This window comes from Paenibacillus agri, from assembly GCF_013359945.1.
In the GTDB taxonomy this organism is placed as follows: domain Bacteria; phylum Bacillota; class Bacilli; order Paenibacillales; family Paenibacillaceae; genus Paenibacillus_AQ; species Paenibacillus_AQ agri.
In genome coordinates, this window is sequence record NZ_JABWCS010000200.1 from 1 (window position 1) to 25,713 (window position 25,713).

Here is a 25,713-nt window from a genome sequence, read left to right on the forward strand (position 1 = left end):
GAGCGGTGAACGGACAGCATCTGCAGCCTGATAGCATAACTGGCGGGCACCTGGCCGAGCAAAGTGTGGAAGAGCGGCATGTAAAACCCGGCAGTATCACCCTTGAGCATCTGGCAGAGGAAGTATACACGTCCGATCTCTTGCCTGACGGCAGCATAACAGGAGCGAAACTGGCTGAGCAAAGTGTGGAAGAGCGGCATTTGCGTCCTGGTATTATTAAGCTTGAGCATCTGGCAGAGGAGACAAATATCAGCGAACTGCTGCAGGCTGGTAGCATACCGGGGAACAAGCTGCTGCCAGGCAGTGTAGGAACACTGCAATTGTCGACCGATGCCGTCGGGACTACAGAGCTGCAGGATGAAGCAGTGGATTCCGGCAAAATTGCCCCATTCTCCGTACAGTCCCGCCATCTGGTGGAAGAGAGTGTACAGGGCTATCATCTTGCGCCGGGCGCGGTTAGCGCAGAGCATCTGGTCCCCGGCACGGTCAATCCGGAGCATCTTTCCTTCAGACCGGTGCAGACTGCTGGGTCGCGCGAAGCCTTTCAGCAATTTGGCATGACAGCCTTCATGTTCAATGGAGATGCGGAAAGTGTAGAAGTGACGGTGACCTTCGATGAGAGCTTTGGGCACACCGGCTATGTCCTTGTGGCGATGACGAATCAACCTTTCTTTCATGCCTCTCTCAAGAGCCGGTCCTTGCATGAAGCTGTAATCGAGATAGTTAGGCTGCGTGAGAACAGTCAGTTCTACGGCGTCGTTTCCTGGATTGCTATAGGTTCTCCACAGGCTAAACCCGCAGTGAATCAGGTTCCTTTCGATTAATGGATCGATGCATAAGCGCACCAATGACTAGCGCGGCCTCAGGCCGCGCTTTTTTTCATCATCACAGGAGATTCAGGTTCCGTGGCTTTGCCGGAGGATATGGCCCTTTGTCAGTAACGGCATTTGTCCTGTTTTCTGTGCGGATGAGACATTGGCCGTTACCCTGCACGGCGGATGACATAAACTGTGATGTAACCCTCAGCCCGGATAATCAGCCCTGCAAGAAAGGTGGATGTGATATGAAGCCCAAACGTACCTCTGCCCGTCGCCAGTTGCGACCGGCTTCCAAAGCTCGCCGGCGGACGGCCCGCCCGGTGCAGCAAGCTGCAGCAATACCTCCTGTTAATCATCCCGAGCCTTATGTGTCCGTTATCATTCCTGCCATGAATGAAGAGCGGACCATCCGTGGTGTGATTGCTGAGGCCAGGGGGGTTCATTCGCGTTGTGAGGTTATTGTGATTGTGAACGGCTCTGCTGATCGTACGGCGGAGATGGCAAGTTCATCAGGTGCCCGCGTAATCTCCTATGAACAGCCGCTTGGACATGACGCCGGACGCAGTGTTGGAGCAGAGGCTGCTATGGGGGAAGTCCTGCTGTTCCTGGATGGAGATTTTGTTATACCGGCTTCAAAATTGCGTCCTTTCGTGCGGGCTGTAAATGAAGGCGCTGATATTGCCCTGAATGGTTATTCCGGTCCGGTCCGCCAGGCAATGCCCCATCCGGTGGTGCTCTCCAAGCATGCGCTGAACCTTCTGCTCGGCCGTCCGGACCTGAAAGGAAGCTCTATGACCGCTGTGCCGCATGCTTTGAGCCGCAGGGCGCTTGCAGTGCTGGGTAGCGGCCTGCTGTCCCGTCCGCCGCTAGCTCATGCGGCTGCTGTTACGACAGACTTGCGGGTGCAGGCGGTCCATACAGTGGAGGTAGGGAAGCTGAACTCGGTCCGCCGCAAGGCGGGCGGAAGTGATCCCCTGCAGCAGCAGATTGTAGAGGATCATCTGGAGGCGGTATCCCTGCTGCTGGAGCGGCGCGGACACCGGGCCGGCTTCGGCGACGGGAGCCGGCGGCGTGAGATCGTGAGGTGACAGATGAAGATAAAGTCGAAACGCAGACGGAAGCTTATCGTGTCCGTGCCTGGCAAGTCCGCCTCTCAGCGAGCGGCAAAAGGTGCAACAGCGGCAGCCAACAGGAGGAGTCCGCGGCGCAGCAGCGGCCGGCCCGCTGTGACCCGCAGACATGGGTCTCGCAAGACGGGGAGATGGCAACGGAACGGCACGCTGTCGGTAATCATCTCGGCACGTAATGAGCAGAAAACGCTGCTGCCTTTGCTCAAGCAGGTATCGCGGCTTCAGCCTATGGAGATCATTGTTGTACTTAACGGGTGCATTGACAACAGCTTCCGGCAAGCCCGCCTTTCCAAGGAGGCGATGATCATCCATCTTCCGGATTCTGCAGGCCATGATGTCGGCCGGGCCATAGGCGCGAAGCTAAGCAGAGGTGACATCCTGTTGTTCCTCGACGGCGACATGGTGATTCCGGCACCGCAACTTGCTCCCTTCCCTGCCGCCGTAGACAAAGGAGTAGATGTTGCCCTTAATGACCTGAATTCGCTGCTGCCGCCGTTCCGGCTGAGCGACGATGTGACCCGTAGCAAGATGTTTCTGAATCTTGCTCTGGGCCGGGGCGATCTGGGCGTTAGCTCTATGACGGCCGTTCCTCATGCGCTCTCCCGGCATGCGCTGGAGAAAATCGGCTTTCAGGAACTAATGGTTCCTCCTAAGGCTCAAGCACTCTCTATCCTGGGAGGTCTCCGGGTGGAGCAGGTGGGAACGGTCGATGTCATCAAGCATAATCGGCTGCGCAGAACCAACATTGGAACGGGCAACGCTGTGGAGCAGCTGATTACCGGAGATCATGCCGAGGCGCTGCATGAGGTGCTCTCCCGTCGGGACCCCGGCAGTCTTGTACCGGAAGAGGTCTTTTGGGAGAAGCGGCGCCAGATGGCGATCTGGAGGAATGGGTTATGACGCGAACAAGTATTATCATTCCGACCTACAACGGACTTGGCCTGCTGCGGACCTGTGTGGAGGCCATCCGGGCCTGGACGGATACTCCTTATGAAATCATTGTCGTAGACAACGCCTCACAGGATGGGACCGCAGAGTACTGCCGATCTCAGAAATTGGCGTTCATCTCTTTGCCCGTCAACCGTGGCTTCCCCGCTGCTTGTAATCTCGGGCTGCAGCTGGCTTCCGGCGATGAAGTACTGCTACTGAATAATGATGTAGTTGTCTCCTCCAGATGGCTGACCAATCTGAAGGCGGCGCTGTACAGTGCGCCGGGTATCGGGATTGTCGGGCCAGTGACGAACTATGCCAGTGGCCGGCAGCAGGTCAAGACGGAGTACACCGACTTGCCGGGGTATCATGAAGCCGCGAAAATCGCGAATGTCCCCGATCCCCGCAAATGGATCAGAACGCAGCGGCTGGTGGGCTTATGCTTTTTGCTGAAGCGAGAGGTGCTGAATTCTGTGGGACTGCTGGATGAGAGATTCTCACCAGGACATTATGAGGACGATGACTACTGCTACCGCGCTCGTCAGCAGGGTTACCGGTTACTGATTGCTGGAGATTGTCTCGTACACCATGAAGGAAGCGCCAGCTTCAAGGAAGTATACGATAGCGGCTGGGGTGATCTGGTGGAACGAAACCGCGGCAAGTTTATAGATAAATGGCAGGTGGATCCTGCGAATTTCATGTGAGGTGCAGACCCGAAGACTAACGACGTAGATAAAGAGGAGGAAAGTAAGTGAAGGGAGTCATACTGGCGGGCGGAACAGGTTCCAGACTTCTACCGCTGACCCGGCTTATGAACAAACATTTGCTTCCGGTCGGCAATTATCCTATGGTGTGCTACGGTATAGACCGGCTGCGCCGAGGGGGGATCACCGATATTCTTCTGGTCATCAGCAAGCAGTCCGCCGGGTTGTATACGGATTTTTTGGGCAGCGGTGCCTCTTTTGGCGTCTCTCTGACTTATAAAATTCAGGAAGCCGCAGGAGGCATCGCGGAAGCCCTGGATCTTGCGGAAGGATTCATTTCTCCGGGAGAACGGTTCGTGGTTCTGCTCGGAGATAATCTGTTTTTGGACGATCTTACCCCTTATGTAGATAGCTTTCTCAAACAGTCCGAAGGGACCGCCAAAGTGCTGCTGACACCAGTGGAGGATGCACGCAGATATGGTGTTCCCGTCTTTGATGATAAGGACCCTTCGTGGATTGCCTACATCGAAGAGAAGCCCAAGCGGCCAAAGACGAATTATTGCGTGACCGGTATTTATATGTACGACTCGGACGTATTTGATATTATCCGGCGGATTGCTCCCTCGGGGAGAGGCGAGCTAGAGATCACTGATGTGAACAACCTGTATGCCGCCGACCGCAAGCTGAGCTATGATGTGCTGAAGGAATGGTGGAGTGATGCGGGAACGTTTCAGTCTCTGCGCGAGGCCGGGGAGAAACTCAAGGATACATTGTAATGAAGCAGTGGAGTGTTCCGGGAAGTTACCGGACACTCCTTTTTTGGTTAAATGTTGCATGGTCGCACATACTATTTTCAATTCATCATCTAGAGGAGGAACAGTATGAAAGCGGCAGTTACCCATGCATTTAAAAAGCCTTTGGAAATCAAGGAAGTCGGATTGCGTGATCCGGACCCCCATGAGGTGGTCGTCAAAATCCATGCCTGCGGCGTATGCCACACTGATCTTCATGCCGCGAACGGGGACTGGCCAGTCAAACCTAAGCTACCTTTGATACCCGGACATGAAGGTGTTGGCGTAATTGTGCAGATCGGCACGGGCGTTCATCATCTGCAAGTAGGGGATCGGGTAGGCATTCCCTGGCTGTATTCTGCTTGCGGTCATTGCGAATTCTGCCTGAGCGGACGTGAGACGCTGTGTTTGCAGCAGCAGAACGCGGGATATTCGGTCGACGGCAGCTATGCCGAATATTGCATTGCCCATGGCGATTATGTCGTGAAAATCCCTGACGCCATCGATTTTGTGCAAGCAGCACCGTTGTTTTGTGCGGGTGTGACCACTTATAAAGCCCTGAAGGTATCCAAAGCCCGTGCGGGGCAATGGGTGTCGATTGTGGGTGTGGGGGGGCTAGGTCATCTGGCTGTTCAATATGCCAAGGCTATGGGCCTCAATGTGGTCGCGGTTGATACTTCTGAAGAGAAGCTGGAGCTCGCAAAGCAACTGGGGGCTGACCTGGCGATCGATCCGAGGAATGATGACCCTGCAGAGGTAATCAAAAATAAATTGGGCGGGGTCCAGGCCAGTATTGTCACGGCTGTGAACAAAAAAGCGTTCGACAGCGCCTATTATTCCCTCAAACGGGGTGGCACGCTAGTTCTGGTGGGATTGCCACCGGAGAAAATGGAGGTGCCTATTTTCAACACGGTGCTGGATGGGACAACGATTGTCGGCTCGATTGTCGGTACGCGACAGGATCTGGAAGAGGCTCTGCAGTTCGCGGCGGAAGGGAAAGTGAAGGCGATCACAGCAGTCAGGAGACTGGAGGAGATCAATGAGGTCTTCTCAGAGCTGGAGCATGGCGAGGTTGACGGGCGAATTGTTCTATCTTTTTAAGATGCGGGATTGTATGACAAGTAGTCAGGATCCGGTCTTTGCTATGTACTATTTACGAGAAACGGGAGTTGTCCTTTTGGGGCAGCTCCCGTTTCTTTTGGTTACCCGCAGCAGTTCTGGCGAAGGATCGAATCTCAATTCTGCGGAGAGTTAAACTCCCCGTTTGCCAGGTATTGCTTGCGGTATTTTAGGGGCGAGGTTCCGGTCATAGCTTTAAACACTCTGCCAAAATGAGTCAGGTTACCAAAACCGGTGTGCTCGGCGATTTCTGAAACGGTTAATGTGGAGTCCTGAAGCAGAGAGCGTGCTGCTTTCAGACGGGTATTATTGACATATTCAATAAAAGTAAAGCCAGTTGTGTCTTTGAACGTTCGGCTTAAATGGGAGGAGCTTATAGAGAACTTGTCCGCCATATACTCCAGAGACAATGGTTTGGTGAAGTTCCCGTTAATGAAGTGGGTGATTTGCGAGATTTTCTTATGGGTCCGGTTCGGCTGTACAAGATGTTCATGGTGACCCGAAAGATTTTTGCGCTGGATGAAGATTAGCAATTCCATTAACAGGAGTCTTCGATAGACGTCGTATCCCGTAGGTTTTTGAGTGTCTTCATGGAGCATTTTGCTGAATAGATTCTCGATAAAGATCTGGTCGGGGCCGCTTAATTTGATCGTATTGGTCTCGGATTGAAAACAGAGAGGACGCCTGGTGGAAGAGAGCCGTTTACGAAAAGATCGTGCAGGAACTCCCTTTGAACAATAAACTCAATCTCTCGTACATCGTATTATGTACATTAACTAATCTGTGCAGGTCATAGACGTTAATGAATAATATAACCCCGCCGACGATTTGATAGGTTCTGTCTTCTATGAAATAGTATAGCTCGCCGGACACTAAGTAGAGTATTTCATAAGCATCGTGATAATGAGTGGTAGGCATACTGGTAACTCTTTTTGACTCACGGCTAATGTAAAAGGGATCTGATTGATAAAAGTTGATTTCCAGGGGTGTCATCTCCAATCCTGCGGGAATGATCGAGAGTAACATCATGATCCATACCTAATTTCATCGTATCACGTTTGTTAAAGGATTGATCAGGATGTAAATTAAATAGCGGTAAAAGTAGAAAATCAATAGCGATATCAAAATATGCAGAGATAGAGTAGAAAACGATGCGCTATAGTACATATGAATCTGAATACAGAAGGGGGAAGAGTAGCAGGTCTGGGCGAAACTGAAAGTTAAAGCGCTTAAACTATTATCTGCGAAAAGAGGGAACGACATTGCAAAAGAAGGGTCATTTGAAAAGAAGACTACACCAAACCATTACTTTATTGCTCGTACTTGTGCTGCTGCCATTCCAGATTGCAGATGCTTCACCTGAACAAGAGGCTGCCGGTTTAGCGGCAGTACCTGGTGTCCAGACCATTGCCGAATGGGCATTTGATAAAGCCACTGACCGTATGGGGGTATTCTCGGCTACGTACGGAATCTATGAGGCGGCGTCTACTTTTCGCAATGTAGGCGGTGTGTCCGAGGCTATGGATACAGGCAAAAAAGCAATTAGTTATCAGGGCTGGGACCAGGGCAACGGGAAAAAGTATTGGCTTGCTACCGTGTCTACAACCGGATTCAAGAATATCACCTTATCCTCTGAGCAGAATTCGTCCGGATCAGGTCCGCGTGATTTCAAAGTGCAGACGAGCCTGGACCTCCAGACGTGGGAGGATGTGCCGAATACGAATCTTAAAATGGTCGTATCCAGTTTTGATTGTCCGGGTGCTACCTGCAAATTGGTGAACAAGCCCCTTCCGAACAGCAATGATCAGGAATTATTATATATTCGCTGGATCGTCAGCGCTGATACCAACACCAAGGAGAATGACGATGGCATAGGGAGCTCAGGCTCCAGCAGAATTAGAAACATCAAGGTATCCGGCGAGCCGATCCCGGGCCAAGAAATCGTCATTCCTACCGTCGATCTTGCCCAGCTGCCGGCCGATGGCGCAAGGAATGTAACTGTTGACGCTCCAATTGAGATCAAATTCAACAAGTCTATTACCCTTGAACCGGGTTATACAGTAGGGCTTGTAGATGAGAACCATCACCAGTTGGACTCAGCGTCCTTGGAAGTTGTGAACAGCGACACTCTGCGGGTTAACCATTCTTCTTTGACGTATGGACAATCTTATACGGTAACGGTTCCTAAGGAGCTTATCAAGGGTAAAACGGATCTGGTACCGCTGGCCCGGGATATTTCTTGGAGTTTTAGTGTACAGGATTCACCATTTGCTCCCAAATCGATCAACATGACGTTTAACGGAGATCCAAAGACAAGTATTGCCTTAGCCTGGTACACGGATGTCATGACAGATACCGTGGTACAGGTGGCAGAAGGTCAGAGTAAATACAGCTATACAATAGAAGATATCAATCCGGCGAAAAAATATGATTTTATCGTCAAAGCGGTCGGTACGAGAATTAATTCCGATCCGGTTGAAGTCAGCACACTTCAAGGTCCGGTCGAGTCGGAACCACCTTCAGCGCCTTCAGAGTTAAAAGGAACTGTGGTTTCTCCTTACCAGATCAACTTGAAATGGACGGCTTCGGCTGGTAATATCCAGGCCTCAGGCTACAACATCTACCGTAATGGCAGCAAGGTAGGTCAGGCGGAGGGAATCACCTATAGCGATACCGGGTTAACGCCGGGTACGGCCTATAGTTACGTTGTAAAGGCCTATAATGCAGAGGGGATGGAGTCGCTGGCGAGTAATGCCATTCAAGTGACGACCAAGCCGGCATCCACTGGAGAGGGTGTCCATAAGGCCTATCCACAGCATACGTCTTATGTGGCAGGTTCGATTAAGCCGAATCATCTGACACAGGCCGAATTGGATGCTACAGTGGGCAGATTATACAACGAGTGGAAGGCAAAATATTTGAAACAAAATCCGTATGATCCAGACCAGTACTATGTGTGGTACAGTGATGGCGACTGGTTTGAGGATAATGAGATCACTGTATCGGAAGCACATGGCTACGGGATGCTGATTACCTCTTTGCTGGCGGGTCATGACCCAGAGGCCAAGAAGTATTTTGATGGATTGTATCGCTATTTCAGAGCACATCCAAGTGAAATTAATCCTGATTTAATGGCCTGGCAGCAGGCGGATACCGGCAAGGAAATTATTGATATTAATGGCGCGGATTCAGCAACCGACGGCGATATGGACATTGCTTACGCCCTCCTGCTTGCCGACAGCCAATGGGGTAGCAGCGGGGAGATTAACTATCTGTCCGAGGCCAAAAAGGTTATCAACGCTATTATGGCCAGCGATGTTAACCATTCCGAGTGGACGTTAAAATTGGCGGATTGGGTTAGCGACAATGACCCCATGTTCGGCAATGCGACACGTCCTTCCGATTTTATGCTGCAGCATCTGAAGGATTTTAAAAATGTGTCCGGTGATGTCAACTGGGACCGTGTTGCGGATAAGACGTACAGCATTATTAATAGTTTGTATGAGAATTACAGTCCGAAAGCCGGGCTGTTGCCGGATTTTGTATACAAAGATGATAAGGCTGGGCAATACAAACCGGTAAGCCAGAAGAAATGGGATACGCCGGATGGATACTTCCTGGAGTTTGAACATGACGGAGATTACAACTATAACTCTTCCCGTATTCCTTGGCGGATCGGTACGGATTATCTCCTGACAGGCGATGCCCGGGCCAAAGGCCAGCTCAGCACACTCAACAGCTGGATTCGGGGGACCACGGATAATGATCCTAAGAAGATTGTTGCGGGATATAAGCTTGACGGCACGGAAGCCATCAATGATTATGCGGATATTTCCTTTTCCGCGCCCCTGATGGTTAGCGCCATGATCGATTCATCCAATCAGAAGTGGCTCAATCAATTATGGGATTACAATGCGGCTGTCTCTACAGAAGATGATTTGTATTTTGGGAATAATCTGCGGCTGCTAAGCATGATTGCGGTATCCGGCAATTGGTGGACACCAACCATCGTGGATACCGAGGCTCCCGTGGAACCGACCATAGAGAGAGCGGAAGCGGTATCCAGCTCGGCCATCGATCTGAAATGGACACCTTCCACGGATAACATGGGAGTGACGGGATACAAGATTTACCGCAATGATGTAGAGATCAAGACGACAACGGCAACAGAGTACAGAGATAGCGGTTTATCCGCAGATACCTCCTACAAATACTATGTTATAGCTGTTGATGCAGCAGGGAATACGTCCAAGATCACAGGCAATAACACCCGTCTATACCGACGATCAGAGCACTAACTTGCGCTGCACCTTCCGGCACCGCTAGGGCTCCTGCCGCATATGTTGTAGCAGGGCGTTTGAGCAAAGGAGACATGAAGGTGCAGAATAAAATAACAAAAGTGCTGCAGCACATGGCCCACACGCACGAACAGATGGCGCGGATCCTCGACGCCGAACGTCACGTGGTTGTCCGTATGTCGCAAATCATCCACGATTTGCCGGATGCAGAGCCTGATTTTGGAGGAACCAGCGGTCTGATCGAAAGCTCGGGTCAGGTCAACAAGAATATCATTTCGTATCTCAATGCCCTGGCTGATCTGGAAGAAGCGATGGCGGAAGGGGTCGGCAGAGTCATCAAGGAAATGAATGGGCAGGAAGAAGAGTAGGCGCAAGGAGTAGGAGGCTGGTGATGAGCAGGGAGAAGGCTTTTCTACAAATGCTGGAGTCGACGGCAGTGATTCAGTGGAACGTCGCCATGATTCTGGAGGCGAAGGCTGTCGAGGCAGAGAAGGTAAAGCAGTGGACACAGCATCATATCCACGCGAGATCGTTCGAAAGCCACGAGGAACAGTTGAAAGAAACCCTCTCCATTCACGAGGTGATCGTTGAGATGGTCGAGGGGCTGACCAAGCTGGAGAACGGACTTTACAGCAATTTGAAGGCTGTGCTGGGCAGTGGTGAGGAAGAAGGCGGCGGAGAAGGGTTCTCGGGCGGCGACGGGTTTGATTTTGGGGACCTGAGCAAATGACCGGGGGCCGTCTATCGGAGCATGCCGTCAAACTGGAGATGATCCGCTCCATTTCCCGTAGCCAGGCTGCGTTGGCCGCCATACTGGAGAGCATCGCCGAATTGACGGGGCATTCCGAACTGACGGCCCGCAAGCTGAGCGACAATATCCGGATCTTAAGCGGGTACCAGAGCGCCATGTGCCGGATGATGTCCGGCATTTCGCTGCACCGGCCTAAACGGGGAACTCCTGCAGCGCCATGGCTGAACAAGACTAAGGCGTGTGTTGGAGGAACCTCCAAAGTACATGGAGTACAGGAGGAATAAAGAGAATGAAGAAAAAGAGCAGCAGAAAAGTGCGTTTAGGCACGACAACCCGCAGACGGCGCAAATTGTTGCTGTCGCGGAAGGTCAAGGTCCGCAAAGGCCTTGCCCGTAAAACCCGCAGAGGACTGATCCGTAAAGGGAAGACCCGCAAAAGTCTTGTGCTGCGCAAAAAAAGAAGACTTCGGCGCCGCCGCATCCTGCGGAGAAGAATCATCATTGCCCCACAAGCTAACGCAGCACCTCCAGTGGGTCCTAACGATGCACCACAGGTGATTCCGCTCCCCCCGGATCTTGGCGTCTCTCCGGAAACGCCGCAGGGAGACGCCTATCAGCAGGGCTACACCGAAGCATACAACGTGGGGTTCGACGCCGGTTTCGCCAAGGGCTTCGAGGACGGGCATAAGCTGGAATTCAAATAACCCAGAAGTGCAGCAATCTGGGGCAAGAAGGAAATAACATCCGGTCGGGAGGAGTCCGTCCGGATGTTTTGCTATGCTCTTTTTTCCGCAAATCCCCTCCTCAAAGTGGACCCGAATATGATAGACTTCTTGTCAGGGTCTCGCTGAAGGGATCGAATTTGGATGGAAGAAAGCAGGTGCACAGGTGAGCAATGGGATTCGAACTGCACATAAGGAAGAGCTGGAAGAAATCATGAAGCTTATTGCCAAATGTGTGAAAGTTATGCAGGATGGCGGAAGTGACCAATGGGATGAGCATTATCCCAATAGAGAAGTTATAGGAACGGACATTGAGCGTGGTACCCTATACGTATACGAAGACAATCATGCCATTGCGGGAATCCTCGTACTGGATGAAAATCAGGCGGAGGCCTATAAAACGATTACTTGGGAGCAAAACCAGGGGCCTCATTTGATCATGCACCGTTTGGCAGTGCATCCCGAGGTGCAGGGTAAGGGGATTGCCCGGCAATTGATTGCTTTTGCAGAAGAGCTGGCATTGCGTAACGGGTATACAAGCATTCGTCTGGATACCTATGCGAAGAATACTAGAGCGTTGGAGATATACCCGCGGCTGGGCTATCAGCTTAGAGGCGAAATCTCTTTCCCGAGCCGTACCGCGAATTTCCCGGTATTTGAGAAGGTGCTGATTGCTACGGAGTAAATCTATGTTAGATATGTTTGATATCATCGTTTGATGGGATCAGATAATGTTATATATGTTATTTAAAATAACATATATAACAGATTTACTCGTTATTTGTAGAATTAGAATATAAGAACCATAAGAAATACGAATGTTTATGTTATTTTAATTAACTTTTAATTGACATGAATCATGTCTTTCTTTTATGATTGGCTTATTCAAGGGACTGAATCGAATAAGCCTTTTTTCGTATATCCTTAATAATGGGTTTAAGGGTCTCTACTGGAAACCGTAAATTTCCGGCTACGAAAATATGCTGCGGCATATTTTTGTGGCCTTTTTGTGTTACAACTGGCTCTCAGGTATTCAGCAATTTAACAAGACAAAGTAACTTGGCTAAAGGGGGAGAATGTAGTGGCAGACATCCTGATCAGAAATGCAGAGATTGTAACCATGAACAGCTCGGAGGACATCATCACCGGTGATATTCGAATCAAGGGCAGCCTGATCGCGGAGATCGGCAGTGGGCTTACACCGCAAGCGGGCGAGACTGTAATTGATGCCACTAACCGTACGGTTATCCCTGGCTTTATTCAAACGCATATTCATCTGTGCCAGACGCTGTTCCGCGGCAAAGGGGATGATCTGGAGCTGATGGATTGGTTGCGCAAGCGAATCTGGCCGCTGGAGGCTGCGCATGATGAGGAATCGTTATATTACTCTGCAATGCTGGGCATTGGCGAGCTGATCTCCAGCGGGACTACGACGATTGTGGATATGGAGACGGTGCATCATACGGATTTTGCTTTTCAGGCCATTGCGGCGAGCGGCATCCGCGCCTTGTCCGGCAAGGTGATGATGGATCAGAAGGGCGGGGATGTGCCCGCTGCCCTGCAAGAGGATACAGCATCCTCCTTACAGGAGAGCGTGGATTTGCTGGAGAAATGGAATGGTTATGGAGGCGGACGGATTCAGTACGCTTTCTCCCCGCGGTTCGTCATTTCCTGTACCGAGCCGTTGCTGACGGAGGTGCGAGACCTGTCTGCCCGTTATGGGGTTAAGGTTCATACTCATGCATCGGAGAATCTGGGAGAGATCGAGATAGTGCAGGCTATGACTGGTATGCGGAACATCGTCTATCTTGATCATTTGGGTCTGGCTAATGAGCGTCTCATTCTGGCGCATTGTATCTGGCTGGATGCCGAGGAGCGGCGGATTTTGCGGGAGCGTGGTGTGCATGTCAGCCATTGCCCCGGCTCTAATCTGAAGCTGGCCTCAGGCATTGCGGATACACCGGGCATGCTGCACGAGCATGTCTCTCTGAGTCTTGGTGCCGACGGTGCTCCTTGCAACAACAACCTGGATATGTTCAATGAGATGCGCCTGGCTGCCATCATTCAGAAGCCACAGCATGGGCCGACGACTATGGATGCGAGAAGCGTGTTCCGCATGGCTACCATTGGCGGGGCTAAGGCAGTAGGGATGGAAAGTAGTATCGGCAGTATTGAGGTGGGTAAAAAAGCTGATCTTGCGCTGCTGAATCTGCGTAATTTTCACACGTTCCCGTCCTATGATGTGGACCCGATCTCCCGGATTGTGTATTCTGCTACCCGTGCGGATGTGGAGACGACTATTATTGACGGCGAGATTGTGATGGAACGTGGGCTTATGAAGACGATGGATAAGGAAATTGTGCTGCAGGAAGCCAATCGTTCTATTAAAAGACTGCTCAGCCGCACACCCCTGGGCTGAGTCTCGCCGGATTGACCTTGATCAATCCCAGCCGCTATAATTTGCGTAGACAAACGCCGGAAATTACGCGCCGCGGATTGTTATAGACTTCGTCCGCGAGGGGCGATGAACAAGGAGTCTTACCAGTGCTCAAAGAAGAACGGCAACAAATCATTCTGGATATGCTTGTCAAGGAAGGGAAGCTGGTGGCGGCCGAGCTCAGCAGCCGTCTGAATGTGTCCGAGGACACCGTGCGCCGCGATTTGCGGGAAATGGACAATGCGGGACTGCTACATCGGGTACACGGCGGTGCGCTGCCTTCATCCCCGACATTGGCCAGCTTCGGAGATCGCGAGCGGCTGGGTGCAGAAGCGAAGATGTCTCTGGCTCAAGGTGCTACTTCGCTGATCCGCAGCGGTCAGGTCATTCTTATGGATGGCAGCACAACTACGCTGCAGATCGCCAAAGCCATCCCAGCGCATATCTCGGCGACTGTGATTACGAATAGCCCTCCGGTAGCTGTGGCCCTGGCTGGTCATCCAGAGATTGAGATTACGATGCTGGGCGGTAAGCTGTTCAAGGACTCCCTGGTGAATCTGGGTCCGGCTGCGATTCAGGAATTACAGCATATCCGTGCTGATCTGTGCTTCCTTGGAGTGTATTGCATTCACCCCGAGTTCGGCATTAGTCTGCCGCACAATGATGAAGCTTTTGTCAAAAGAGCTATGATCGCTGGCTCGTCGGAGGTGGTTGCACTGGTAACGCCTGATAAGCTTGGAACCTCAGCGCCGTTCATCGTCGCCCCAGCCTCGGCATTGACTTGCATGATTACGTCAAATGAGGTGCCGGAGAACATCCTCCTTCCATATAGGGAACAGGGAATTACCGTCATTCAGTATTAGCAAGACCGGGATACTGCGACACTCACAATCTCCAGATTGAACATGCACCTATGGGGTGCTCTGTCTTAACTAAAAACGCCTGCCGGAGACTGCAATCCACAAGGGATGCTGCTTCCGCCAGGCGTTTTCTATGGTTTATTCTGAACTGCGGCGAGTTTCCTGTTGAGAAAATCGCGGCTTCCCGGAACTTCTCGTTCCTCCAGGCCGTGCATAATCAACGGCCCTTGGTATCCGCACCTGAGCAGCAATTCTATATAGTGCTCATAATGTATCAGACCCTGTCCGGCCGCGCCAAAGCGGGTGCCGGCTTCATCCAGCACATCCTTGGCGTGAGCGAGAATAATGTCCTCTCCGAGCAGATGGAAGGCTTCCTCCAAAACAGCCGAAAGTTCCTGTGGCCTTCCGGCCGGGTACAGATTAGCGGCATCCATAATGATTTTGAGCCGGGGGGATTGCATTTCGTCCAGCAGGCGGCGTGCTAGCGGGGCGGAGGCTACAACATTAGCTGGCTCAGGCTCGATGGCAAGCTGAACGCCCTGCTGCTCGGCGAGCAGCAGCGCTTGCTCCAGTGAGGCCGTCAATGCACGCCAGGCTTCGGGCGAAGCATTGCCCGGATGATAAGCCCACATACTGCCAGCGTCCAGTGTGCCGGTACACAGTGTGATTACGGATGTACCCATGTCCCGGCACGCTGCGGCCAGTACGGCGAGAGAGGTCAGACCCTTTTCCCGTTCCAGCGGGTCGGGATGGATCATATTGAAGGTGCCGGATACGGCTGACATCCGTATTCCCCGTTGTTGAAGCTCTTGCCCGATCCTGCGCGCTGTGGCCTGAGAAAGTTCATCCGGCAAGGAGGGCAAGCCGGCACAGGACATGTTGAACTGGATTTCAGTGAAGCCGAAGCTGCGCACAGTATCGAGCACTTCTGGAAGGGTGGCTCGCTGAAAGGTTTTGGCGAATATCCCGGGATTCATTAGACGCCTCCAGTAACATCGGCCAGCAGGATACGTTCTCCGGTCTGGGCGGACCGGGCGATAGCGGCCATGCCTCGCATCGCGGCAATCCCATCCTGGATATCCGCTCCCTGAAGAGGGACTCCGTGGAGAATGGTGTCTGCAAACCCTTCGGTCTGCAGCTTATAGAAATGGGCATCTGCGCCCAGCGGGCGGCGGGTGACGCCATCCCTGGCAGAGAAGACCTCGACATCGCTGGATTTGAACAGCCATGGATTGTAGGTCTTGCCGGTGACGCTGCCGTGCTCCCCATAGATCTGAAAGCCCTCGTGCCAATCCATGCGCACAGCAACGGTAAGATCAAGATGGCCCATGCTGCCCTCGGCGAATTCCACGGCGACGAACCAGCAGTGGGCGCCGTATTTCTGCACATGTCTGGCTTGGACAGCCAGGAGCTCCCCGCCCAGATAGCGGGCGGTGTCCAGCAGATGGCTGCCATGTGTGAGCATGTAATAGCGCTGCTTGTCTTCCTTCGGATTGCCTTGCGGCTTCAGCGCTCCGCTGCCGCTTACAGGCAGCGGCATCACGTTATCCGTGACTGTATAACGGTAAGTAGAATCGCAGTACCAGGCTTTCAGCGCCAGCATCTGGCCCATTTCTTCACGGATGAACTTCCGGGCATAGGCAATGCCGGGGTCAAAACGTTTCATATGGCCGACCTGAAGCAACAGCCCGCTCTCCTCGGCTTGCCGCGCCAGCGCCTGACACTCCTCCACAGTCACGCCAAGCGGTTTTTCCACCAGCACATGCTTGCCTGCAGCCAGCGCTTTAGCGGCCATGGGAACGTGAAACTGATCGGCAATGCCAATGATTACGGCCTCCACCAGGGGATCGGCAAGCATTTCATCATAATTGTAATAGACCTTCCGAGGGGAATGGATAGTAGCCATGGCATCTGCCAGTTCTTGCGAGATATCGCAGATGGCGTATAGCTCTGTATTACGCCCTCTTCGGCAAGCCTCGAAATGAGCAGCCTGGGAGATTGGTCCGCAGCCAAGTACCCCGATGCGCAGCAGCCGTTCTTCTTTGAGCATGAGAATTCCTCCTGATATTGGGAATAGTAGTTACCAAGAAGTATATGTGCAAAAACGTGCAATATCAATTAAAAAAACGCATTGATAACAGCGATCCATTTTGAAATAAAAACAATTATTGCTATACTAGTGAAATCTGCTATTTTCCAAGCGGAAAACAGGAATCGAAATCATGTTCAAGAGTTAGAGGGGATGTTATGTACAAGGAGAAAAACGGGCCGGTATACGCCCAGTTCTATATGGTATCAGGGCTGCTGCTGTTGAAGCTGCTGCTGCTGAGAGTGTTGTTTTTTGACAGGATCGCCTGGGAGTGGGTAGCCGCCGATGCCGCTCCGGTGCTGATGCTGATGGGGGTGCTGGCTGTAGTGATTCCCCGGCGTCTGAAGTCTGGGGTCTTCTGGACATTCAACATTGTGCTGTCACTGTTGTTCTTCGCAAGTAGTGTGTATTTCAACCATTTTGGATCGGTACCCACCTATCTGGCTCTATACGAGCTGAATCAGGTGTTCCAGATTAAGGAGAGCGTGGAGTCGACGATACAGATTATTGACTACCTGTTCTTTCTAGATATCGTGGTGTATGCCCTCTACCGTGGGTTACACAGATGGCTGCGGGGTTCTGCCTATTCCCAGGAAAGATATGTCTCATCTAACGCCCGCAGAGTTCATCTGATTGTGCTTCTGGTATGCGTAATTGGTGGCGCCTGGTTGTCAGGCTATACAATCACGAATGCGAAAGGGATCACGAATGAATTGGTGCAGGCGGAGAGCGCCGGATTCATCAACTATGAGATAGTGGCTGCGATCAAGGCTAATGCTGATAACGGTCTGATCGGAACCGGGGATATCAAGGAGACCGTCGGCAAAATTAAAAACCTGGAAGCTTCCTATCCTTACCGTGATCAACCGCTCGGGACGATCCCTGATCTGTTTGGCTCACAGAAAGGCCGCAATGTCATTGTGATTCAGATGGAAGCCTTTCAAAACTTTCCGCTGCATCAGTCGCTGAATGGTCAGGAACTGACGCCGGTACTGAACAAGCTTGCGGATGAAGGATTTTATTTTCCCCATGTCTATCAGCAAATTGGTCCGGGGAACACGTCCGATGCCGAGTTCATGAGTAATACGTCTATCTATCCCATTGCTACGCTAGCGATGTCGACCGGGTTCGGGGATCGGGTGCTTCCCAGCCTACCCCGTCTTCTGCGCAGCAAGGGCTATGAAGCATATACGTTTCATGTGAACAAGGTTGGCTTCTGGAACCGGAATGAGCTGTATCCGGCATTGGGTTTCAACGGTTACTATGACAAACAGAGTTTCAAGAATGATCACTTTAACGCCTTTGGCGCATCGGACGAGCAGTTGTACATCACCGGCGTGGAGAAGCTTGCTGAACTAAAAGCCAAGGGAACACCTTTTTACGCACAAATGGTTACCGCCTCCAGTCACCACCCATTCAAGATTCCCGATGCCTTCAAAAAAATCAACATCGAAGGTGATTTGAAGGACACTATGCTGGGCGACTACTTGACGGCAATCAATTACACAGACTACGCCATTGGTACGCTGATTGAAGGCCTGAAACAGAACGGACTGTGGGACAATACGGTGCTTGTTATGTACGGGGACCATTTCGGGCTGCAGCCGAAGGATGTCACGCCGGAGCAGGTGGAGCAGGCACTAGGGATCAAATATGACTCTAGGATCAGCCGCTTCAACATCCCGCTTATTGTTCGAGTTCCCGGTATGGAGCAGGGGCAAGTGATCAACCGTACCGGCGGACAGCTCGATATTATGCCGACGATCGCCAATCTGCTGGGTGTCTCTTTGGAGGGAGAGGGCTTTACCGCCTTTGGGCATGATCTTCTGAACATTGACCGCAATGTGGTAGGGATGCGTTATTATCTGCCGACAGGCTCATTTTTTAACGATGACATCATGTTCGTGCCTGGAAAAAGTTTTCAGGACGGCGAGGCCATCTCGCTGGATACACTGGAGCCGGTGACGGACTTCAGCAAATATGAGACCGACTATGATTATATTCTTCAACTAATGGGCTTGTCTGATGAATATGTGAAGCTGCTTCCGCAGCGGTAAGGAGAGATTATGAGAAGATTAGGCCGCCCAGAGACGGTGGTGACGCTGGTCGGACTGGGGATTATTATTTCGCTGTTGTTCTGGGGTCATTTCATTGGAGTGGCTGACAACGGAGATTTCCTGCGCATGATGAGCACTACCGGTCTGAATTACTACGATGCGAACGAGTCGTATGCCGATCGTTTTTTCAGCTTTAGCCATTCCCGGTTCTCGTATGAAAATCTATTTAAGGGCTTCTATCCGTCCTCGCAAATCGTGCTGGTACTGATTCCGCGGCTGCTCGGTGGATTGTTTCACGGAAGCTTCTTCGATATTCGTTTGTTAGGTGCAGTGTACGCTATACTGCTGCTGGCAGCATCCTGGCTACTTGTAAAGCATAACGCCAAGGGCTCATATCTGACAGGGTTGTTGCTGGGTGCCGGTATTCTGTTTGTCTTTTATGACATCGGATATCTGGCGTACTTCAACTCGTTGTATGGCGAGCCGGTATCCCTGGTGTTTATGCTACTGGCCTTTGCGCTGGGTTTAAAGCTGACATCTATGGAAAAGCCGACGCCCAAAGTGCTGACCTTGTTCTTCATCGCCGTCGTTTTTCTTACCTGTTCCAAAATCCAGAACGCGCCGATCGGGATTGCCTTCGCGCTTATTTTTCTACGGTTCTCCTTCCTTAAAGGGGAAGGGAACTGGCGAAAGCTGGCGCTGCGCTTCTCTGCCGCGATCTTCGTGGTATCGGTTGTTCTGTATGTGGCTGCGCCGAAGGATCTGAAGCATATCAACCTGTACCAGACGGTTTTCTTCGGGATTCTTAACGAATCGCCGGATGTGCGAGGTGATTTGCGGGATCTGGGATTACCAGAGCGGCTGGAGGTGCTGGCAGGAACGAATTATTTTCAGAATGATACGGCTATCAAGCAAAATGACCCCTCGCTGGGACCAGACTTTTACGACCGGGTATCCCATAAGGATGTGCTGTTCTTCTATCTTAAGCATCCAGATCGCCTGATTAAGAATATGGAATATGCAGCGAGTAACAGCATGGCCATCCGTCCGTACTACCTCGGGAATTACGAGAAGGCGGAGAACAAACCAGCTGGAGCTTTATCCTACACCTACAGTACGTGGAGCCAATTCAAAAACAAACATATCCCGCACACGCTGACCTTCCTGTCTATATTTTACGCGGTGTACTTCGCCGTGGCGCTGTTACAGTATTTCCGTGCCCGGGAAACCCGGAGCCGGATGGCGGGGGAACTGCTGATGCTGCTGGGGCTGATAGGCATCTTTTGCTTCCTGGTACCGATCTTGGGCGACGGTCGGGCCGATATCGGCAAGCATTTGTTCATGTTCAACGTGAGCTTTGACATGATGGTTGTTGTGATGTTTGGCTGGGTGCTGCACCGGTTGACCCGGTTCTGGAAGCGGAGATAAGGTTAAGTTCGTTCCCCGTAGTTTCAATTGCGAAGAGTAGTTTATTACGCTTAAGTATAAGGTCGCTTACATGCGAAAATAGGTTTATTGGAGACACTTTAAGGGGTGCTGCCCTTTAAGTGTCTTTTTGTTATACGCCCGTCATCTTAACAGTAGAAAATGGATGTATATTCTCAACTAACGGCATTTTTGTACCTTATATTTCTTAATTAAAGGTAATTTAGGGAAATAGGAGCATTATTGTATCTTATTTTTAAAAAAAGTGCCTTGAAAGGCCTATAGTGGAAGATTTAACGTACAATATTGCACTTAATTTCCAAATACCCTTTGACGCAGACTAATTAGGGTACAAAAATGCCGTTAATTTCACTTCGGAGCTTATTATTATAAACTTTTTTTCTAGGCCTCGCCTTATATAGCAATCTATCATTTTCCCGCTTCAAATCCCTCAGCTCAGCTTCAAATCGCTCAGTAGTTTTTAAACTCCATCCGTCTGAAAAAACTTACTCATCATCCACGAGCAGTTCCCGCAGCATTTTCTCGCGGTCGTTCATGAACGCTTTGGTCACAGTGAAATGTTCAGTCTCCTCCAGCGTGACCTTGCGTATTCCCTCACTCTCCAACAGAAAGATATCCGCACCGGGATAGGACATAAGAATGGGTGAATGAGTCGCGATAATAAACTGCGAGTTCAGCTTCACCAGTTCATGCATCCGTGCTATTAGTGACATTTGGCGTACCGGAGAAAGCGCAGCTTCCGGCTCATCGAGGATGTAAAGGCCACGGCCGCCGAAGCGATGAACAAATGTGGCGAAAAAAGACTCGCCATGGGATTGCTCATGCAGTGATTTACCGCCATACGAATCTTTGATCTGCGGCGAGGGAGCCAGTTGCTCGTCCAATTCATCTATATATGAAGCGACATTATAGTAGCTCTCCGCGCGCAGGAAGAACCCGTCTTTAGGACGCCGGACGCCGCGGGCAATTCTAAAAAACTCGTAGAGCGACGAATGCGAAGCGCGGGTATTGAACGAAAAGTTCAGGGTCCCGCCTTCGGGATTAAAGCCCCAGGCAGCAGCGATACCTTCCAGCAGTGTTGATTTTCCGGTCCCGTTTTCCCCTACCAGAAAGGTAACGTGCTTCTCAAACACAAGACGCTCCAGATCACGTATGGCTGGCAAATTGAAGGGGTAAGAGCCGAAAGAAGGAACTTTATCCCGAAGCAGCTCCGCGTGTCGTAAATACAGCATGGTATTGGCGTTATGCATGCATGATTACCTCCCCATAGGCCGAATCAGGCGGCAGCACAGTATTCCTCCTGAATCTGGTGATCCCTTTATTATAGCAGTTTGGCAGGAGTGGATACATTCTGCATTGGTGTGTGCCAAGCCGGGCCAAAGACAGGGGGCATCTGCCAATTTATGCGTGCTACAGACAGATGTCCATGAGGCGGGTGCTGACTCCGCATATAGTACACTGTCTTGAGAATACAACAGGGCAGGGTGAAGGCCGTGACAGCTAAAAATAGAAAGGCGCATAACCCCGAATACCTTGATGGTTACCACGAAGGATATCGTCTAGGGTTATGCCAGGCCGTGCAGCGCTTGAACCCGCCGAAAGCGGAGGCATGCCGGCCATTTAAACTCATGTATGTACCACAGGGTTTCGAAGCTATTGATACTGGTGTGAGGGAAGCTTTGCAGCAGCTCGTCAGCGAATTGGTGGTTAGCACGCCTGAAGCTATGTATGAGACTGCGGCGCGAGAGCGGCCGGAAGCGGTGCTCGTCATGAACGGGCTGCATGTGTTCCCGGAGAACCATCTGGAACAGATTGCCGCCATACGGGGGCTGGGCATTACAGCGGCGATCTGGTTCGTGGATGATCCTTATTTTACAGAGGACACTGCGGTCATTTGGCGGCATTACGATCATGTCTTTACGCATGAACTGGGTGCTGTGGAATTTTATCGCTCCCTTGGAGCGGCATCTGTACATTATGTGCCCTTGTGTGTGAACACCGGCATGTTCCATCCCCGCCGCACCGGGCCTCAGTACAAGTACGATATCGTATTCATCGGCAATGCCTTCCGCAACCGGACAGAGCTGTTCGACCAGCTGGCTCCTTATCTGAGCACCAAGAAGGTATTGATTGCCGGAGGATTTTGGGAACGGCTGGGCCGTTATGATCAATTGGCCCCGTTCATTAAGGATGGGTTTATCCCGCCGGGAGAAACGGCGAATTATTACAGTGGTGCTAAGCTCGTCATCAATATTCACCGGCCGTGGAAGAACGGACAGGATAACCGTAATACGCACCAGCTGCCTTCCCGGTCTATCAATCCGCGCACCTATGAGATCAGCGCCTGCGGAACGATGCAACTGACGGATGTACGGGAGGATCTGGGGCGCTTTTATAGCCCTGGCTATGACATTGAAACGTTCGGCTCCGCAGAGGAACTGCAACGAAAAATGGACTATTATCTGCATCATGAAGAAGAACGCCGTCAAATTGCGTTACGCGGGCTGTATACCACGCTGCGAAATCATACGTTTACTGCCCGCCTGCCGCAGCTGCTGGATGTTATTGCCCCGCGAAAATAAATCTATTTATGAATAAAGGAGCGAGAAGCTGATGAGCAATAATTTTGTACTTCCTACACCCCCGCTGCCTCTTACACCTGCGGAAGAAGAAAAACTGCGGGGGCGGTTAACCGGCTTCAAGACAGGATATGACGAAGGGTATCTGCGGGGCCGGCTGGCAATTCTCCACGGTAGACCGGAGGAACCGCTGCCTGTGCGCGATATTCACGTCATGTATGTAGCCTCAGGCAAGGGTTATCCTTACTCTCCCCTGGACGAAGCCGCAGTTGCAGCTCTGCAAAAGCTGACCACCCGGGTAACAGTGACAGATGTTCGACAGAACCTGGTGGAGCTGGCAGGGGCAGATCACCCGGATCTGGTGATAGTCTTGGACGGAATGGATCTGCCACTAGAGCAGATTAACGTGCTGAGAGGCTCCGGTATCCGCACGGCCATCTGGCTCACAGATGATCCTTATTACACGGACTTTACTTTGAAAATCGTGCTGCATTACGACTACGTGTTCACTTTGGAGCGCAATTGCATCGATTTCTACAAAGGACTGGGCTGCCAGCAGGTTCATTATCTTCCATTTGGGGTTCACCGGGAGCATTATCATCCGACTACGACACGCTCACCGATCCAGCGCGATATCAGCTTTATCGGCTCTGCTTACTGGAACCGGGTCAACTTCTTCCGTGAAATCCTGCCTGATTTAATGCAGTATAACACGGTCATCAACGGAATCTGGTGGGACCGTTTGCCGGAGGCCCCGCAGTATGGAGAACGGATTGAGATCGGTAAGTGGATGTCCCCGCAGGAAACAGCGCTTGCTTACAGCGGCTCCAAAATCGTCATCAACCTGCATCGGTCCCATATCGATGAGGATGTCAACAACAATTCACTGGGTATTAAGGCCGTTTCTCCGAACCCGCGCACCTTTGAAATTGCCGCAAGTGGTACGCTGCAGCTCTGCGATGCGAGGGATGACATGGGGAACTTTTATAAGCCGGGTGAGGAGATCGAGACCTTTGCCAGTCCGAAGGAAATGATGGACAAAATTCGCTTCTACCTTACGCATGAAGAAGAGCGCCAGGAAATTGTACTCCGTGCCTATGAGCGGACACTGAAGGAGCACACGTACACCAAACGTCTGAATCAATTGCTGACCATTATCTACGGCTGAACGAAGTCAGGCGAGGGACAGGAATGTGCTTTTGCCGGGTGAACAAATGCCGGTGCCGGGAGTAGATTTTTATCAATATACTGAATCACCGGATTTGGCATTTGCCTCTGAAGGAATAGCCTGGCTGCTGGATATTGTTGTACAGGGAAGGGTCCGGTCAATGGAAGAACATTGGCCGGACTCCGGATAACTTTTAGGAGGTGAATGGCCGCTCCCAGCCTAAGGTAAAGGAGCGCCAAGACGCCATGGCCGACAAAGCTACAATCGTCCTCTTTTCTCATGTCTCCAATACACGAAGCATTACCGGTGCGGAGAAGCTGCTGCTCTTCTTCGGCCGTGAGCTGTCCCGTTTTTTTGAATGCATCCTGGTTGCGCCGCATGAAGGGAAGCTGACCAGGCAGGCTCGGAGCTTTGGGCTGAATGTACAGCTTATGCCGATCCCTCTTTTGTATGGAATGTACACTCCGTATGCAGGCCTTCCAGCCGATGCCCGTCAGCTGCAGGAGAGCAGAGAATATCGGGAGCTAACCGACTGGCTGGTCGTTCTGCGTCCGGCTTTTATCATCACCAGCACCTGTGTGCATGTACTCCCGGCCATGGCCGCCAAGTCGCTAGGCATTCCCGTAGTATGGAAAATCTCGGAGGCCATAACGGACAATGAATATACAGGAATCAGTGTCGATCTGATACACCGCAACAGTGACGAGATCCTGGCTATCTCGCATACGGCGGCAGCCTGTTTTCCGCACGAGATGATGGTCGACAAGGTCACGCTGCTTCCCCCGTCATGGAATGATGAAGAGATGATGGTAGCATCCTGGAGCAAGCTGCGGAGCGAACGGAGACTGGAGCTGAAGGTGCAGCCGCACCAGAAGCTGGTCGGTTATATATCTTCCTTCATTAATAAGGAAAAGGGACTGGAACATTTCGTAGATATGGCGGTAATCGTAGCAGCCGCACATCGGGATGCCAAGTTTCTCGTCATCGGGACACCGGGGGATAAGAGCTTCTATGACCGCTGTGTCCGTAAGGTGAAAATGGAGGGCCTCCACTCCCGCTTCCAATTTGTTGGCTACGAGAATTGCCTGCCGGCAGCTTATTGTGCGATGGATGTACTTGTTGTACCCAGCCTCATCCGGGAGGGTTTCGGGATGACAGCCCTGGAGGGAATGTCCTTCGGTAAACCCGTCGTAGCCTATGCTTCAGGAGGACTGCAGGAGATTCTGCAAACTGGGGGCTGTGGTGATTTTCTGGTCCCGGTTGAGAATACCGTGGCACTGGCAGATGCGGTAAAAGCGCTGTTGGCGGAGCCTGGTCATGCCGCCGCCATAGGAGGCAGGGCGCGCGAGCTGGCCGAGGCCGCTTACGGCCCGGCGGCGTATCGCATGCGCCTGCATGGACTCGCGGAGAGGTGGAGCCTCCGCTACTGCAGTTCGCCGCCCGCTGCGATCCCCGTGGCAGCGGCGCCTCCGCCCGGACCTGCGGTCCCGGGCGAAAGCGAGCCCCCTGCCGCAGCTGAGCCGCGGCAGGGAACTTCGCGCCGCGTGTCCCTGCGGCGCAGCAAGATCCGGCGCGGCCGTCTGCGCCGCGCCAAGGACCGGGCGCGCCGGCGCGGGCGCCCGTCCGCCATTCGCCGCGCGTCCCGCAAGCGGCGGTCAAAACCCGCCGCCCGGCGGAAGCGGTCCGGCGGCAAGCGTTCCGGCGGCAAGCGCCGCAGCAGCGTCCGCCGGACCAAGGGCCGCCGCAAGGCGGCGTAGGCCGCGCCAGAGGATGCGCGGTCTCTCCGGCCGGCCGCTTCAGATCCTTGGCGGCCGG

At 52.1% G+C, this 25,713-nt stretch carries 25 protein-coding genes and 1 riboswitch; of the genes, 20 read left to right on the forward strand and 5 right to left on the reverse strand.

Features of this window, described 5'->3' with window-relative positions; genetic code table 11:
- From HPT30_RS08090 to adhP, 6 genes are all read left to right on the forward strand, one after another.
- Positions 1–824 (forward strand): WIAG-tail domain (locus HPT30_RS08090; RefSeq protein WP_175370902.1); only part of this gene is annotated, 824 nt, incomplete at its 5' end.
- A gap of 239 nt (positions 825–1,063) precedes the next feature.
- Positions 1,064–1,906, forward strand: coding sequence for a glycosyltransferase family 2 protein (locus tag HPT30_RS08095; RefSeq protein WP_175370903.1), 843 nt, complete (start codon positions 1,064–1,066; stop codon positions 1,904–1,906).
- 3 nt (positions 1,907–1,909) lie between these two features.
- Complete coding sequence (locus tag HPT30_RS08100; RefSeq protein WP_175370904.1) at positions 1,910–2,848, forward strand: glycosyltransferase family 2 protein; 939 nt, start codon at positions 1,910–1,912, stop codon at positions 2,846–2,848.
- The gene (locus HPT30_RS08105; RefSeq protein WP_175370905.1) at positions 2,845–3,582 is read left to right on the forward strand and encodes a glycosyltransferase family 2 protein; all 738 of its coding nucleotides are present in this window, start codon (positions 2,845–2,847) and stop codon (positions 3,580–3,582) included. The genes HPT30_RS08100 and HPT30_RS08105 overlap by 4 nt, the downstream gene beginning before the upstream one ends.
- Before the next feature lie 47 nt (positions 3,583–3,629).
- A complete protein-coding gene (locus tag HPT30_RS08110) occupies positions 3,630–4,358 on the forward strand; it encodes a sugar phosphate nucleotidyltransferase (protein ID WP_175370906.1) in 729 nt (242 codons plus the stop codon).
- 105 nt (positions 4,359–4,463) lie between these two features.
- Entirely contained in the window at positions 4,464–5,474 is a 1,011-nt protein-coding gene (gene adhP / locus HPT30_RS08115) for an alcohol dehydrogenase AdhP (protein WP_175370907.1), read from the forward strand.
- Between the two features lie 134 nt (positions 5,475–5,608).
- Here the strand turns inward: adhP and HPT30_RS29875 are convergent, their stop codons facing one another.
- Together HPT30_RS29875 and HPT30_RS29880 are read right to left on the reverse strand one after the other, a co-directional pair.
- Complete coding sequence (locus HPT30_RS29875; RefSeq protein ID WP_246316988.1) at positions 5,609–6,031, reverse strand: helix-turn-helix domain-containing protein; 423 nt, start codon at positions 6,029–6,031, stop codon at positions 5,609–5,611.
- A 163-nt stretch (positions 6,032–6,194) separates the two neighbouring features.
- A complete protein-coding gene (locus tag HPT30_RS29880; RefSeq protein ID WP_312876316.1) occupies positions 6,195–6,521 on the reverse strand; it encodes a cupin domain-containing protein in 327 nt (108 codons plus the stop codon).
- Positions 6,522–6,772: 251 nt separating this feature from the next.
- Here HPT30_RS29880 and HPT30_RS08125 point away from each other — a divergent pair, with 251 nt between their 5' ends.
- The 8 genes from HPT30_RS08125 to HPT30_RS08160 all read left to right on the forward strand — a co-directional run bounded on the left by HPT30_RS08125 (position 6,773) and on the right by HPT30_RS08160 (position 14,562).
- On the forward strand, positions 6,773–9,790 hold the full coding sequence (locus tag HPT30_RS08125) for a glycosyl hydrolase family 8 (protein WP_246316990.1): 3,018 nt from the start codon (positions 6,773–6,775) through the stop codon (positions 9,788–9,790).
- Positions 9,791–9,870: 80 nt separating this feature from the next.
- The gene (locus tag HPT30_RS08130; RefSeq protein WP_175370988.1) at positions 9,871–10,158 is read left to right on the forward strand and encodes a nucleoside-diphosphate sugar epimerase; all 288 of its coding nucleotides are present in this window, start codon (positions 9,871–9,873) and stop codon (positions 10,156–10,158) included.
- A gap of 23 nt (positions 10,159–10,181) precedes the next feature.
- Positions 10,182–10,520, forward strand: coding sequence for an alpha-helical endospore appendage domain-containing protein (locus HPT30_RS08135; RefSeq protein ID WP_175370908.1), 339 nt, complete (start codon positions 10,182–10,184; stop codon positions 10,518–10,520).
- A complete protein-coding gene (locus HPT30_RS08140; protein WP_246316991.1) occupies positions 10,517–10,825 on the forward strand; it encodes a hypothetical protein in 309 nt (102 codons plus the stop codon). Before HPT30_RS08135 ends, HPT30_RS08140 begins: the two co-directional genes overlap by 4 nt.
- Before the next feature lie 5 nt (positions 10,826–10,830).
- Positions 10,831–11,244: a FliH/SctL family protein gene (locus HPT30_RS29885; RefSeq protein WP_246316992.1), complete on the forward strand. Its 414-nt coding sequence runs from the start codon at positions 10,831–10,833 to the stop codon at positions 11,242–11,244.
- Between the two features lie 184 nt (positions 11,245–11,428).
- A complete protein-coding gene (locus HPT30_RS08150) occupies positions 11,429–11,947 on the forward strand; it encodes a GNAT family N-acetyltransferase (RefSeq protein ID WP_175370909.1) in 519 nt (172 codons plus the stop codon).
- A 209-nt stretch (positions 11,948–12,156) separates the two neighbouring features.
- Positions 12,157–12,255: riboswitch (purine riboswitch) on the forward strand.
- An 88-nt stretch (positions 12,256–12,343) separates the two neighbouring features.
- A complete protein-coding gene (locus HPT30_RS08155) occupies positions 12,344–13,681 on the forward strand; it encodes a 5'-deoxyadenosine deaminase (RefSeq protein WP_175370910.1) in 1,338 nt (445 codons plus the stop codon).
- Positions 13,682–13,806: 125 nt separating this feature from the next.
- Positions 13,807–14,562 carry a DeoR/GlpR family DNA-binding transcription regulator gene (locus HPT30_RS08160; protein ID WP_175370911.1) on the forward strand — a complete coding sequence of 252 codons (756 nt, stop codon included), beginning with the start codon at positions 13,807–13,809 and terminating at the stop codon, positions 14,560–14,562.
- A 128-nt stretch (positions 14,563–14,690) separates the two neighbouring features.
- On the opposite strand, the gene HPT30_RS08165 is transcribed toward HPT30_RS08160, so the two are convergent.
- Positions 14,691–15,536 carry a sugar phosphate isomerase/epimerase family protein gene (locus HPT30_RS08165; protein ID WP_175370912.1) on the reverse strand — a complete coding sequence of 282 codons (846 nt, stop codon included), beginning with the start codon at positions 15,534–15,536 and terminating at the stop codon, positions 14,691–14,693.
- Positions 15,536–16,609, reverse strand: coding sequence for a Gfo/Idh/MocA family protein (locus tag HPT30_RS08170; protein ID WP_175370913.1), 1,074 nt, complete (start codon positions 16,607–16,609; stop codon positions 15,536–15,538). Before HPT30_RS08170 ends, HPT30_RS08165 begins: the two co-directional genes overlap by 1 nt.
- Before the next feature lie 197 nt (positions 16,610–16,806).
- Here HPT30_RS08170 and HPT30_RS08175 point away from each other — a divergent pair, with 197 nt between their 5' ends.
- Entirely contained in the window at positions 16,807–18,705 is a 1,899-nt protein-coding gene (locus tag HPT30_RS08175) for an LTA synthase family protein (protein ID WP_175370914.1), read from the forward strand.
- 9 nt (positions 18,706–18,714) lie between these two features.
- Positions 18,715–20,133 carry a glycan biosynthesis hexose transferase WsfD gene (wsfD, locus tag HPT30_RS08180; RefSeq protein WP_175370915.1) on the forward strand — a complete coding sequence of 473 codons (1,419 nt, stop codon included), beginning with the start codon at positions 18,715–18,717 and terminating at the stop codon, positions 20,131–20,133.
- Between the two features lie 503 nt (positions 20,134–20,636).
- Here the strand turns inward: wsfD and HPT30_RS08185 are convergent.
- Entirely contained in the window at positions 20,637–21,401 is a 765-nt protein-coding gene (locus HPT30_RS08185; RefSeq protein ID WP_175370916.1) for an AAA family ATPase, read from the reverse strand.
- A gap of 234 nt (positions 21,402–21,635) precedes the next feature.
- On the opposite strand from HPT30_RS08185, the gene HPT30_RS08190 reads away from it, so the two are divergent.
- The 4 genes from HPT30_RS08190 to HPT30_RS08205 are packed head-to-tail and all read left to right on the forward strand — an operon-like array spanning position 21,636 to position 25,655.
- Positions 21,636–22,733 (forward strand): CgeB family protein, encoded by a 1,098-nt coding sequence (locus HPT30_RS08190; protein WP_376767005.1) that lies wholly within the window; start codon positions 21,636–21,638, stop codon positions 22,731–22,733.
- Positions 22,734–22,764: 31 nt separating this feature from the next.
- Complete coding sequence (locus tag HPT30_RS08195) at positions 22,765–23,898, forward strand: CgeB family protein (RefSeq protein WP_175370917.1); 1,134 nt, start codon at positions 22,765–22,767, stop codon at positions 23,896–23,898.
- A 31-nt stretch (positions 23,899–23,929) separates the two neighbouring features.
- Entirely contained in the window at positions 23,930–24,088 is a 159-nt protein-coding gene (locus HPT30_RS08200; protein WP_175370918.1) for a hypothetical protein, read from the forward strand.
- Between the two features lie 55 nt (positions 24,089–24,143).
- Positions 24,144–25,655, forward strand: a complete 1,512-nt coding sequence (locus HPT30_RS08205) for a glycosyltransferase family 4 protein (RefSeq protein ID WP_175370919.1) — start codon at positions 24,144–24,146, stop codon at positions 25,653–25,655.
- The last annotated feature ends 58 nt before the right edge of the window (positions 25,656–25,713 follow it).